The organism is Paenibacillus sp. FSL H3-0310, from assembly GCF_038002785.1.
Lineage (GTDB): Bacteria > Bacillota > Bacilli > Paenibacillales > Paenibacillaceae > Paenibacillus_AQ > Paenibacillus_AQ odorifer.
The window spans coordinates 2,689,508-2,703,766 of sequence record NZ_JBBODC010000001.1 but is presented as its reverse complement, the minus strand read 5'-3'; the positions used below and the strand labels follow the sequence as shown (position 1 = coordinate 2,703,766).

General features: G+C 43.8%; 6 protein-coding genes. All 6 read left to right on the top strand.

The window, feature by feature from the left end; genetic code table 11:
* The first annotated feature begins 158 nt into the window (after positions 1-158).
* Complete coding sequence (locus MHH63_RS12265; protein WP_341143120.1) at positions 159-1,898, top strand: sensor histidine kinase; 1,740 nt, start codon at positions 159-161, stop codon at positions 1,896-1,898.
* A gap of 2 nt (positions 1,899-1,900) precedes the next feature.
* Complete coding sequence (locus MHH63_RS12260) at positions 1,901-3,520, top strand: response regulator transcription factor (RefSeq protein WP_340393628.1); 1,620 nt, start codon at positions 1,901-1,903, stop codon at positions 3,518-3,520.
* Between the two features lie 84 nt (positions 3,521-3,604).
* Positions 3,605-5,836, top strand: a complete 2,232-nt coding sequence (locus tag MHH63_RS12255) for an FAD-dependent oxidoreductase (protein WP_341171588.1) — start codon at positions 3,605-3,607, stop codon at positions 5,834-5,836.
* Between the two features lie 14 nt (positions 5,837-5,850).
* Entirely contained in the window at positions 5,851-7,062 is a 1,212-nt protein-coding gene (locus MHH63_RS12250) for a GDSL-type esterase/lipase family protein (protein WP_341171587.1), read from the top strand.
* Positions 7,063-7,358: 296 nt separating this feature from the next.
* On the top strand, positions 7,359-12,965 hold the full coding sequence (locus MHH63_RS12245) for a golvesin C-terminal-like domain-containing protein (protein WP_341171586.1): 5,607 nt from the start codon (positions 7,359-7,361) through the stop codon (positions 12,963-12,965).
* A gap of 341 nt (positions 12,966-13,306) precedes the next feature.
* A complete protein-coding gene (locus tag MHH63_RS12240) occupies positions 13,307-14,248 on the top strand; it encodes a hypothetical protein (protein WP_076184887.1) in 942 nt (313 codons plus the stop codon).
* Positions 14,249-14,259 lie beyond the last annotated feature (11 nt).

Sequence of the window (14,259 nt, the reverse complement as noted above, 5' to 3'; positions counted from 1 at the left end):
TCTCTTTATTGAAATATAAGAAAGTGTAAGTTTTACTTTATGCTTTATCCTTCTATTTTTCGAAGAAACGCTTATCGTCCTTAAAAAGGACGCCGAAGGCGTTTCTTCTTATCATATGCTATTATTTGTTTATTACAGATTTAAAAGGAAGATGATCGATGCGAAGAAGAATCAGCTTGCCTTTAAAACTATTTTTTATCGTGTTTGCATTTGTGTTAAGCTGCATAATCTTGATAAGCCAATTGTCTTATCGTTATGTCCAAAAGGAAATTAGAACCTCTGACATTTATTATACCAACCAAATACTTGATAAGATTGATCAGTATTTCACAGTTAATTTTTCCTCCTTCCAGACGATGCTGTTCTCGGTCGAGTCATCGGTGAAAGCCAACATTGACAATCCGGACGTGATTAAAAAGCAATTAAGAGAGCTCTATGAACTCAACAGTAATTACGTCAGTAATATTTATTTGATCAAAAGCGATTTATCTATTCTAGGCGGAAGTACACCTACCCGAATATTTGATGAACCTTTAGCTGAAAGAGAACCATTGTTTGATGCAGCTGACAAGAATAGAAGGATTACATTTGTCAGTGATCCTTACAAATCTAAATATTCCGGCTGGACAGTTACGATGGTCCGATATCTGAACAGTGCTCCGTTTCCTATGGCCATTGCAGTAGATTTAGATCTAAATGCCATTGAAGATACCTTGTTCAAGATTAATAAAAAAGAACAAATGAATTTGGCTCTAATCACCGCATCGGGAAAAATCATTGCCGGATTTTCGGAAAATAAAGGCCCCCTGAATGTTCAAGATCATACTTTTTCAATCGGTGAAACGTCAGCAGAAGAAATTCTGGATACTACAGAAACAAACCTTCAACTGCACACCAAGGAGGGGATTCAAGTCTCCCTTCTAAAAAAACCGACTGAAAAATTCAACTGGACCATCATCTCAATCAACGATGAATCACGCTTGAAAGCTGCTTTATCCAGATTGGAAACCTATTATATCGAGCTTCTAGCTGCTGGTTTTCTCTTAAGTCTGTTCGTTTCCTTCTTTATTGCCAAATATATAAGGAACCCGCTCTATGCACTCAAAACAAAAATGAAGCGGGTGGAGCAAGGCTCCCTCACAACTACAATATCGATTAACCGAAATGATGAGTTTGGAGATCTCTCCCGAGCATTCGATCGTATGCTACAGCAAATTGTGGAACTGATTCGGGGAGCAGAGCTTCATAACGAACTTGAACGAAAGCTGGAAATTCAAGTGCTGCAGTCTCAAATAAACCCTCATTTTCTGTATAACACGCTTGGTTCTATCAGCAATGTCATACGACTCGGACAAATAGAGAAAGTAGATGTGGTGATCGAGTCTCTCATTTCAATATTGGAATATGGGATAGCCGACGCTTCGGAGAAGGTATCACTGCGTCAGGAATTGCAAAATGTATCAGACTATATCGCGATCCAGAACATCCGCTATAACCGAAACTTCCACTTAATCGAAAATATCGAAGCAGGGCTAATAGATTTTCCGGTTTTTCGAATGCTGTTGCAGCCCCTTGTGGAGAATAGTATCTTCCATGGTTATAACGGAGGGGGGATCGAAGGCCCTATTACTATTCATGCGTACAGGGAGGGTGGCAACGTCATCATAGAAGTAGTTGATCAGGGCGAGGGAATTCCAACTGATAAAATAAAGCATATTTTAATTTCAGAACCGGGGGATGTGGAATTGAAAAGGAAAAGAATCGGGTTAAATAATATTCATGACCGAATCAGACTTCACTACGGAGAACAGTTCGGGCTCCAAATCATAAGCATACCTAAGGAAATAACCCGGGTTCGCGCCTTATTCCCAGCAGGCTTGTTTAAAGGAGATGCATGATGATGAGAGACTACACCTGCTTCATTGTTGACGATGAAGATCTAATCATTCAGAGATTGGAATTGTTTTTTCACGAGCGCTCCCTTAGGGATAAGCGATTTCATTTAGTGGGAAAAGCGAATAATGGGCTGAAGGGGATAGAGGAGATCGTAAAGCTTAAGCCGGATATCGTAATATCTGATATCGTCATGCCGCGAATGGATGGGATTTCCATGATTGAGCAGCTAAAGCCAAAGCTTCCCCATACCCAATTCATTCTTTTGACCGCTTATTCATCCTTTGAATACGCCCAGAGAGCTATTCAAGCCAACGTATTGGAGTACATTGTTAAGGTTCCGCTCAGAGATGCGGATTTGGATCGAGCTTTAGATAAGGCAGCCGGGATTTTAAATGAAGTTAAGAAAAAAGAAGCGGAATTTCAATCTTTAAACGTATCCGTGCTTGAAAATAAATATCGAGTCCGCAAACAATTTTTTAACGAGCTTATCAGAGGTGAAATCCCTTCTCATCGGGCATCAGATTTTGCCAATCGTATGCAGTTTCATTTCTTTCAAGCCAACTATCGCTGCTTCATTGTCGAGATGAATATGTATGAAAGTTTCCGAAATGATTATTCAGCGTCTGATCAGAACATATTGAGGTATGCGATTACAAATATAATCGAAGAAACGGTGATGAATGGTGGCAGTGGTGTAGCTGCGGATCTATCCGATAATCGTTTTATTGGCTTTCTATCCTGGGAAAATAATCGCAGTGATCTGGAAACGGAATATGATTGCCAGACATTGGGGGGGCAGATCGTCTCCCATTTGCATCAATATTTGAATCAAAGAGTATCCGTCGCTTTTGGAGGTCCGCACCGAGGCTGGGAATCCATCAAACAAGCTTACACGGAAGCACAAAATGTGAGTGATGATTTCTATTATCATACAGAGAAAGTTGTAAAAACACCCATGCATCGGTTCCAGTACCATAATGACAGAAAAGAAGAAGTTCAGCAGAAATTGGCTGATTTTCTTGCTGGGGTGAAAAGAAAGGTTTCCAAGGAAGAGCTGGAGAAAGCATTTGCTGATCTGAACCAATTTGTTACGGACCATAAAATCCATAAGTCCATCATGGCGCCTATGCTAAGAGACTTATACAGAGACATTATTGTGAAGTTTAAATCGGGGAACAAGTTAGCCACGGAAGTAGCAGAGTTTCCTATAGAATTTTTAGCCTTTCGGGAGCAGCTTGCCTATATTGGCGACTTTACCTTTGAATATGTGCACGCTGGCCAACTTTTGCATCGTATAGAAATCATGAGTGCTATGCGGTTTATAGAGAAAAATCTGAAACAGCGATTAACGCTCGAGGCGATTGCCGAGGAAGTGAATTTAGCTCCATCGTATTTTAGCAGCTTATTCAAAAAAACAATGAATGAAGGCGTTATCAGCTACATCAATCGTAAAAAAATCCAATTAGCTCTCGAGCTGTTAAATGTTCAGGATTATTCTATATTGGAATTGTGTGAGGAAGTAGGAATTGTGAATGAAGGTTATTTTTGCAAATTATTTAAAGAATATACGGGTGATACTCCTAAGCAATATCGGATAAAAATGACACGGTATGAATCCAATTAAGGTTGCAAAAAATGTGTGATTTTTTCGCGAAATCATGTAAAAAAAAAGGGAGCAAAAGGATTACCATGATAGAAGGATCTAATCATGGAGGTTATCAAAATGGAGCTTATTAAAGCAGATGTAACCGTCGTCGGCGGAGGTATTGCTGGGATATGTGCTGCCATTGCTGCCGCACGCCAAGGGCTGCAAGTGTCACTAATTAATGATCGACCGGTTCTTGGGGGAAATGCGAGCAGCGAGGTCAGGGTTCATATCAACGGGTCGGCATATCTCGGAAACAGTCCATCCTATTATGCACGCGAAGGAGGGTTGGTGGAAGAACTCAAGTTGAAGATTTTCCACTATAATCCGTTATACAACAAGAAGCTGATGCTTTCGCTTTCGGATACGGTCTTGTTGGATATGGTCTATGCTGAGCCTAACATTTCTCTATTTCTGAATACATGCGTGCATGAGACGGGCATGGAGAACGGCAGAATTAAATGGGTGGAAGGCCTTCAATTGGCTTCCGAAAGGAAATTCCGTTTTGAAAGCCGAACCTATATCGATTGCTCTGGAGATGGAGTTGTCGGATATCAGGCAGGTGCTCTCTTCCGATGGGGGAGAGAAGCGAAACATGAATACAAGGAAGAATTGGCTCCTGAAGTGGCGGACCATTACACCATGGGCGATACGATCCTGTTTCAAGCCCGTGACGTAGGATATTCCGTTCCATACAAAAGACCTGGCTTTGCGTATGATATTACGAAGTTGGCCTTTTTCGATAGTATCAGAAAAGGCTTAAACCATCGGGCTTTTCCAAGAAAAATCAACGGGCTTGGCGGATTGTGGTGGCTGGAATACGGCGGACATATGGATATTATCAAAAATAATGAAGACATCGCGTTGGAGCTGCGGAAATTGGTATACGGGATTTGGGATTATCTCAAAAATAGCGGTGAATTTGATGATGTAGACAATCTCATTTTGGATTATGTATGCCCGATCCCGGGAAAGCGGGAGTCGAGGCGGTTTATTGGGGATCACATGTTGTCTCAGAACGATCTCACAGCAAAGCCGCATTTCGAAGATGCTGTATCGGTCGGTGGATGGTATATGGATTTACATGCTAATAAGGGCATCTACGATGAGGGGCCGGCTACAGCTTGGAATTTCGTGCCTGGATTGTACAATATCCCTTTCCGCAGTTTATATTCACGAAATATTCCTAATCTCATGTTCGCTGGTCGCAATATAAGTGCTACCCATGTGGCTTTCGGATCTACAAGGGTTATGGCAACCTGCGGTTGTATGGGGCAGGCGGTTGGAACAGCTGCTTCGTTGTGCTCGAAATATGAGGTAGACCCTGCTGCTATAGTCGAAGCTCATATGGGGGAGCTGCAGGCGCTATTGCTTCGAGACGGACAAACCATTGTAGGCCTTCAAGAGGAATTGGATCCTTACTTCGCTGACGGATTAACTATTCGTGCCTCGTCTCAGCGCAGCTATGACAATCTTCATCCAACCGAAGAGATTTCCTTGGAGAAAGGGTTATGTTTGGTCTTGCCGATTCAGACATCCGTGGCTGAAAGCGTACGGTTCAAAATTAAAAATAGCTCCAAGCATTCGGAAACTCTACATGTGAAGCTTTTTGGCGGGGAACGAAAGGAAAACTACATTCCAACCAGCGAGTTGAGAGACTACCACTTGGTTATTACAGCCGGTCATGACGACTGGATTACGCTAGACTTGGACTGCAAGAAACCGGCTGACGACAAAATCTACATCATATTGGAGGGCACGGCGAGCCTTGCCATATACGGTAATGAAGAGAAATTGACAGGAGCGGCCAGCTTCCACTATAGGCCGGAAGAGCCGTCCAGGCTGAAGAAATTCAATAAAAGCATTTGCTTTAAGGACCTGGTGCCAGCTCAGAATATGTATAGTCCTGAGAATGTTGTCAATGGCTACTCCAGACCTTATGGCCAACCGAATGGCTGGATTTCTGAACATTCGGAAGGACAGGAATGGTTGGAATTCTGTTTTGCAAGCCCCAAAAATCTGGACGAAATCCATCTTGTTTTTAATTCGCAGCTGGATTTGGAGCATTTCAACGACCCGATTGAGTCCCTTATCCAAGATTATGATATGACCTTGACCTTAGAAGACGGAACCGAGAGGACAATCATAACTCGTGGAAATTATCTCACGTTGAATAAACATAAGATAGATGCGAATGGTGTAACCCGAATCCGGATTAATTTCGGCGCAACTTATGGTTCGCCTTATTTTGAAGTGTTTGCTGTGAAATTGTTTGCTCCTAAAATCGATAAATGAGGACAGGTGAAGTCATGATGAAGGAATTATTCCCTCGTAAAGGGCTCCCCAATATAATTCAAAAATTGGAAAATGGGGATACCGTAACAATCGTCTATTTCGGCGGCAGTAATACACGTTCTGAAGGCTACAGGGTTATGACGGCGGATTGGCTTCGTAAGCAATATCCTAAGGCGGATATCCGCTCTGTGAATGCAGGCATTGATGGGACAGGATCGGATTTGGGCTGTGCCCGTTTGGAGACAGATGTACTGCGTCATCGACCTGATCTAGTATTTGTTGAATTTGTCGGTAATGATGGCGGAGATCCCGAATCCAAGGCGCGGATCGAAGGGATTGTCCGTCAGATCCGCAAGCGGAGCCGGTTTACTGATATCCTGTTCGTTTATACGCTGAAGGAGCGGGATGTGGCCTTATTTCAGTCTGGAGAATACCAGAAGGGGGCTCTAATGCAAGAGGAAGTGGCCGACTATTACGGTATTCCTTCGATTCATCTGGGCGTAGCGGTCAGTCACTTGGTGTCGGAGGGAAAACTCGTTTTCACCTCAAGGGAAGACGTGTCCATTTCCGGAGCCGTTGTTTTTACACATGATTCGATCCATCCGACTATTCCCGAAGGACATCAGATTTACACGGATACGATCACCCGGTCATTTGAGAAAATTAGAGAACTTCAGGATCATCCAGGAAGGTCAGTACATCACTTACCTCAGAATCCGTTGGTCCCGGCTAATCCTTGGGAATATGCGAGCATGCTGCCATTGGATAGTCTTACCGATTTTTCCGCAGGATGGTCTTACATGACTCCCGATGATTGTGCTTTAGTACGCGAGTACAATTGGTTGTTCCCCGGCCTGTGGCGAGCAGTCGATCCTGGAGAGGCTATTACGGTGCAGTTCGAAGGAACCCATATCGGGTTATTCGATATCGGGGGGCCTGATTCTGGCAGATTGAAGGTGTCGGTGGATGGTGGGGAACCCTTTATTGTCGATCGATTCACACTACACAACGATCATAATCGTAATCAGTATGTATTCTTGCCGGAGCTCCCTAATGGGAAACATACGGTGCGCTTCGAAGTCGATACCGAAAAGACAGACAAAGCGGCTGTATTTGAGGCATGCGGCAATGAACGAAGTATTGAGCATGTTCGGCAGCATCCAGATTGGTATGATCAAACGGTGATCCAGCTTGGGAAGTTGTTATTGGTGCAGCCGCCATTATAATTAATCATAAGGTTTTCACCAATTGAAAGACCTATATCATACTGACTGCAGTTGAGCGGCCAGTTATGATGTAGGTCTCTTTTTTAAAGGAAGACAATGTCGTTTCTTCTTGCTTAAAATCTTATAAGAAATTCTTGAAATCAAAGAAATTTCACAGTTATGTGACATGCTATGATAAAAACGACGGAGCGGGATTAGCCAGAAGAATACGGCTGATTGCTTCTTTATGATCTTCGAACAAAGGAGGGTTTTATTAATTTGTAAGCGTTATCAACTTAAGGGAGGCTGTGAGTTGTATGATAAAAAGGAAGCTGTTTTTCTTAATCGTTTTCATCGTGACGATATTAGTTCCTTTCAGCCTAGACGGAATAAGGACCGCTTATGCAGAGACCTTACCGTATAAGACGATTATCATCGATGACGGGAGCATCACGATCAATGATGTTGTGACACCTGATGTGGGTAACGAGAACAACGGATATTCGGCTCCAAATTGGACCACAAGTACAGGGGTGAAGGGGTATGATAACTCCAGCTCCAAATATACGAGTACAGCAGGCAGAACGATATCATGGAATCCACGATTGGAAGCAGGAACGGCGAGAATTTCGTTATACAAGCTTAACTGGGAAGATAAAGCGGATAGCAATGTAAAAATTGAAATCGTCCACAATGGAACGACGGATGTTCTCTTTATGGATTTGAGACCTTCATTTGGCGCTTCTGTGGGATGGGTTGATTTGGGAGAGTACTATTTTTCCGGAGTTGGTAACGAATTCGTTAGATTAACTCGGTCTACCAGCACAACCAGCACGATACTTACTCGTGCAGATGCGGTCAAGTTCGAAGGGAATATTCAGCAAAAAGAGCCTCATAAGACGATCATCATTGATGATGGAAGCCTCACGATTGATGATGTCGTCACCACTGATGTAGATAACGCAAATAACGGGTTCTCCGCTCCTGATTGGACTACAAGTACTGGAGTGAAGGGATTTAATAATTCTAGTTCCAAATTTACCGATGCAGTAGGAAGAAGCATCACATGGAATCCGCGATTAGAAGCAGGGACGGCGAAAATTTCATTCAACAAGCTTGATTGGGCGGATAAAGCAGACAGTAATGTTAAAATCGAAATTGTTCACAATGGGATTACGGATGTCATGTTTATGGATCTGAGACCCTCGTCGGGGCCATCGGCCGGATGGGTTGATTTGGGGTCCTATTATTTCAGTGGTGATGATAGCGAATTTGTCAGACTGACTCGAACACAACCTACGACCGGAAAAATCATTACGCGGGCCGATGCGGTCAAATTTGAAGGGAATATACGGCAGCAAGCTCCGCCGTTGCCTCCGCTGCGCAGCCGTACATTGGCGAATCTCAGTTACACGGAAAAAGGCAGCATCGAGAATGCCAGCTATAAGGCTACCTTTTATGAAGCTGCTTGGGATGAAGGCAAAACCATCGTTCGTGATATGTTCTACAAGGATACGGATACGGGGAACTGGATGCCTGTTAATAATGTGGCGGAAAGACTTGAAGAACAATGGGTCTTATTGGATGGGAATGCGGGGAGTCGAACCAATTATTACGATACGATGAACAAACGCTGGATTACATTCGACGAGATCAATTTCCCAGACAGCCACACGGCGATATTAACCGATTCTTCACATGAAAGCGATTACGATTTACAAGTGAACTGGTCTATGTCAGGGGACAAACCTGATGTTTCCTTCGCCTTTACACCTCGCAAGGATGGCAATTATGTAATCGGTTATCAGTCCTTCACAACAGAGCAAATCTCAGACGTCAATGAAGTGTTAAATGGTTTCAGATCACACGCCAAAATGGTAGGTTCAGTGGAATCAACAAGCTTAAGGGAACTAAGCGCTCCGATGAGTCTAATTGAGAAGAATGACGGTTCGGGGAATCCATTGACATATGGGGTATTTGTACCGTCGGATGAGCTTCCGGTTGAATTTGAACCGACGGGAGGCGTTACGAAGCAAAGGCTTGGCATGAGCCTTGTCAACAACGAAGGCAGCGTGCAGCCAATCTTGTACGCTCCTCAATTAGGGACCTATTCTCAAATGAACGCAGAAAGCACTTATCAATTTCATATGGGACTAATCACTCAAAAAAGCAAATTGTATGAGTCCTACGCGGATATTCTTCGCAAAGAGTACGGTTATTCTGCTTACCGGGAAAATGTATCAGATCAGTCGCTTACTGACGCGATGTTCAATATGATCGATTTACTTAAGATAGAGCCGCAAGGGGATGACTCTGTTGATTATGTCCCGTCACCCAGCGGGTGGTGGAGCCGTGCCAAGGGCTTTATTGACATCGAAAACGAGGATAGCGTTCGAACAAGCTCGAATGCAGTTCTTTTGGGGGCTTACTATTTGACTGGGGATGACCAGCTCTACGATACGAGAGCATTGCCGTCCGTCCAGTATGGCTTATCGCGAAATGGTATAGGCTGGTCGCCTACGCAAAAGCCAGTATACGGTGTGCCGTCGTTATGGAAAATGGCAACCTTGCCGTTTGATTTTTCAAGCGTAACCGCTCTCAATCAGATGATGGGTACTTCGGCAGGAATTGGAGCACTGGCACAGGAAGAATACCTCGTGCGTGATCCTGACCAGAAAGACCGTGGTCCTGTCATTCAACCCCTGATGATGTATCGTATGACGGGAGATACGCAGTATTTACAGGCTGCCAAGGATGCAGCCGACAGCTATATCATGCAGCATATTGATACGCCTGCATCCGTCAATGTGAGTAAAAATGAGTTCATTTATTATTATAGCAAGCTGTGGATGGAGATCTTGGAGCTTTACGAGGAAACTCAGGATCCCAAATACTTGAATGCAGCTTATAAGGAAGCCAAACGGTATGCAACGATGTTTGTTGCTCGTCCGGTTCCTGAAGGTAGAGTTACGATTCCGCAGCCTGAGACGTATAATTACGCGGAGTCGTTCCATTGGCCGGAAAGTGGTAAATATCAATATCCTCGGATCAAGCTCCCAGAAGATGTAGCCGGAGGCGTACAAGCGGATAGTTGGCTTGTTTCTCCCAATGGATTGACGTTTGAAGCGGGAAGTACAACTGGCTATTATCGGATGAATGCTCAGGAAGCTCCATTCATGCTGAGATTGTCGCTCTATACAGGTGATAAACTGCTGCAGGATATTGCTCATAATGCAGTTATTGGACGATATTCTAGTTATCCAGGTTATTACTATAAGGGCTTCGCCGTTAGCCAACTTGAGCCAGAGTTTCCTCTGGAAGGCCCAAGCGGGGCTACATCCATCTATTATCACCATATCCCGGGACAGCTCGGGCAAACGATGGATTATTTGATCAGCGAACAAACGTTGAAATCAAATGGTAGTATTACATTTCCTTCTGTTTTTGAAACTAATTTTTTATGGTTCAAATATCACCTCTATGGAAATAAACCAGGGAATTTTTACGGTAATTCCGACGTTTGGCTCTGGATGCCCAAGGGGATTATCAAGACCAACCATCCTCAATTGAACTGGATAACGGGAGAGAGCGGGAATAAATTCTACATCGGGTTAAGTAACGAATCGTCAGCTGAAGTCCAGACTCCGATCGAATTGAATGCGCAAATCATTGGGTTCAACCCGGCACAAGATTATACCGTAACCATCATCCGCGACAATGGCATACCAGAGCAAGCGGTTATGAGTGGCGGAATCATTCAAGCCACGGTTTCAAGCAAGGGAATAACCGCTATCATTGTAGAAGGACTCAACATTGATGTGCCGCTGCACCAGGTCAGAACTGCTGATACATCGGATGCAAGCTATTTCTTCGATATCCACAGTCCAATAGATGCGGTTAAAGGTATGCTGATCGTCAAGCCCGACGAAACGGCCTATGATGCTTATGTGCAGGCAAAAACGACAAAACCAGCGACGATCCATTATTCCTTGGATGGCGGAGTAACGTATACAACCATTCCAGATACGATCTATCCGATGGAATGGTCGATACGGGTAAACGATTTATCCCAAACCTTCACTTATTATGTGGAATCGGATGGGAAACAGACCCGCAAGCGGACACTCTATTTGCCTGATCAAGTACAAGAAACTCCAGTTCAACCGGATTGGCAGGAGAGTTCATCGATCATTGTGGATAATACGGAGGCAGAGACAGAAGGCGTCTGGATACGGGATACAACGGCTAACGACTATTACTATGATAACTATGTGTACGCCAAATCGACTGCCGGCACGGCGACAAGCAGAATTAAATGGCGGCCTGAGCTGCCGGAAAGTGTTACTTACAGTGTGTATTACAAGCTTCCGCAAATAACCGCTACAAGTGAAAATTGGGCAACGAATGCCTCATTTACCGTTTATTATAGTGGAGGCTCCGAGACGGTTACCGTTGATGAGACAACGGCCAATGGGACTTGGGTGCACCTGGGAGATTATCCTTTTGCAGCAGGCGATAGCGGATATGTCGAATTAACCAATAAGGCCAACAAGTCACGGGTAGTTGCCGATGCGATGATGTGGGTGGATCCAAACAGTATGCCGCAATTGGAGTCTGTGGTGATCCTGTCGGATCGGGGTGAACTGCAAATGACTCAAACCGCACAACTAAGCGTAACCGGCTATTTGGATAACGGTCTGATTGGTGATCTATCACAGGCAAATGTGCAGTATTTCGTTGATCGAACCGATCTGGCTGAAGTGGACAGTAGCGGTATGTTGACCCTTCTAAGTCTCGACGGAGAAACGGATCATATTGAGGTATGGGCCACTGTAACGATTGACGGGGTGACCTTAACAACACCTTCTATGACAATTGCGATCAGGGACTTAACGGTTATTGTCGACAGCACGAATACGACTGGGTTATACACGACAGAAGGATCTTGGAGCCAAAGCAATTTAGCTGGATACAAAATTGGGGTTAAGTCCCGTTATTCTACCGTTCAAGGTTCATCAGCGACGTGGAAAGGCCAGTTCCCAGAGGGGAAATATACGGTCTCCATTTACAAGCTCGTCCATACGACGGCAAACGATAACTATGTCAAAGTGGAAGTGAAGCATCAGTCGGTTACCGAGGTTACGTATATTGATGCAACCGTCGGCTCATCAGGTTGGGTTAATCTAGGAACGTTCGACTTTACTGGAGACGGCAGCGAGTACGTTCGTCTAACCAGGGTTACTCCGACAACGGTAGATCCGCCAACTCTACCTGCCGATATGATTTATACGAGGGCTGATGCAGTCAAGTTCGAACGGCATTCCGTTAGCCCGGAATTGCTTGCAAATGGGGTGCCAGGTAAACCGATACTTTCGAATAATAGCGGTGTTGCGACAGGTATAAATGATGGCAATTATGAGGTTACAATGAATATGTGGTGGGGAAACAATGGCTCACTGTATAAGTTATACGAGAATGGTCAATTGATCCAAACGAAGTCATTGGCCGATGTTTCGCCAGCCGCCCAGACTTCCATTATTCCTATTCAAGGAAAGCCGAATGGAACCTATGTGTATACATGTGAGTTATCGAATTTGTATGGAACGACTTCATGTGATCCACACACCGTCACCGTGACTGATGCGAAGCCCGGCAAACCTGTTTTGTCTAGTGACAACTGGGATCAAGATGGGGACTATAACATTACTGCTAATATGTGGTGGGGCACGAACGCAACACAGTATCGATTATATGAAAATGGCGAACTTATTGAAACGCAATCTTTATCTTCACAAACACCAAGTGCTCAATCGGCCACTACACAAATTTCAGGGAAATCTCCTGGCATCTATCACTATCGCGGTGAGTTTATGAATGGAAGTGGAACAACGGAAAGTGATACGATACAGATTATTGTAAAATAAACTTATGAGCTGAGTGGATGAGAACAATCCATTCGGCTTTTTTATTTCCTGGAATTTAGTATAGAGCTATACAAAAAGCTATTCTTTCAAGGCTCTCAACTGGGTGATATCTACATAATACTGCTCATGCTAGATTAGCAGGGCGTTTTCAACCAAACGTGGTAATTTGAACATGTCAAATTTGTTCTAATTCAGTCTAAATAAGCGCTTACATTAGGGGGTGGCTAAACTTACAATAATGTCTAACCATTTAAATTTGGGAACTTCTCCTGCAACGGCGAAGAATTTCACTATCATGGCTTTCATGCAAAGCTAGGTTGAATATTGGAGAGGAGGCTGTCATGGGGATTACAAGACGAAAACCAACAGTGATTATCTTGTTTACCGCTCTGATTGTTCTTGCTTTACTCATGTTGGGCTTAACTAACAAAAAGGCGGAACTGCCTGAAAATTGGATATTTACAGTAGATGGATACGCCGTAACAGAGGAAGAATTTCAATCTTTTGTCAAAGAGCAGAGAGCTATAACGGTAGACTATTTCTTCAGAACTTATGGGGCCCAAGTAGATGAGAGCTTCTGGACACGTCAATACGGCAAAAATCATGAAACCCCCTCTGAATACGCCAAAAATTCTGCGATGACAGCATTACTAATGTCCAAGCAGGAGCAATTTATTGCAGACAAGCGAGGAATCGCCCCTTACCAAAGCTTTGATGAGCTTAAATCCGACATGCAAGAAGAAAATGTTAAGCGAGCTAAGATGGATGATTCAGGAGAGACTTACTATGGGTTGCCTCAGTTTGATTTATATCAATACATGCAATATTTAAGTGGCGCCCGTTGGCCGGATTTGATAGAAACCCAGGTAAAGAAAACGAAAATGAGCGACGCCCAGTTACAAGTTGAGTATGCATCAAAAAGTGCGGATTATATTCGTGTAGCTGATAAATTAACGGCTGCGTTAGCGACAGCGGGACAAGTCAAAGAAGAGAAAGTGCTAAATCGTTTAGATATATCCAAAGAAGATACCGAGTCTCTTAAGTTCTGGGAGTCTTTAGCTGCTGCTTCTGTAGGTGAGACAGTAATCGGTAAATATATGGGTGAGGATGTCGTTGCTACATTAACCACAAAACCGGAAATCATCAAGCTTAAACTGGAAGAAGTGAAAGATTCCATTCTATACGGATCGGCGGAGTTTGACTTGCGAGCGTTAATTGCAAATACGAATGAATTGAAGATCGTGTATAACGGTAATCGATTCAGTGAGTTTGTAGTGAACTAGAATAGTTAGTT

Bases quoted from the DNA above. Each gene is read 5' to 3' on its own strand.
- MHH63_RS12265 (WP_341143120.1), top strand. From the start codon at position 159: ATGCGAAGAAGAATCAGCTTGCCTTTAAAACTATTTTTTATCGTGTTT.
- MHH63_RS12255 (WP_341171588.1), top strand. From the start codon at position 3,605: ATGGAGGTTATCAAAATGGAGCTTATTAAAGCAGATGTAACCGTCGTC.
- MHH63_RS12250 (WP_341171587.1), top strand. From the start codon at position 5,851: ATGATGAAGGAATTATTCCCTCGTAAAGGGCTCCCCAATATAATTCAA.
- MHH63_RS12245 (WP_341171586.1), top strand. From the start codon at position 7,359: ATGATAAAAAGGAAGCTGTTTTTCTTAATCGTTTTCATCGTGACGATA.
- MHH63_RS12260 (WP_340393628.1), top strand. From the start codon at position 1,901: ATGAGAGACTACACCTGCTTCATTGTTGACGATGAAGATCTAATCATT.
- MHH63_RS12240 (WP_076184887.1), top strand. From the start codon at position 13,307: ATGGGGATTACAAGACGAAAACCAACAGTGATTATCTTGTTTACCGCT.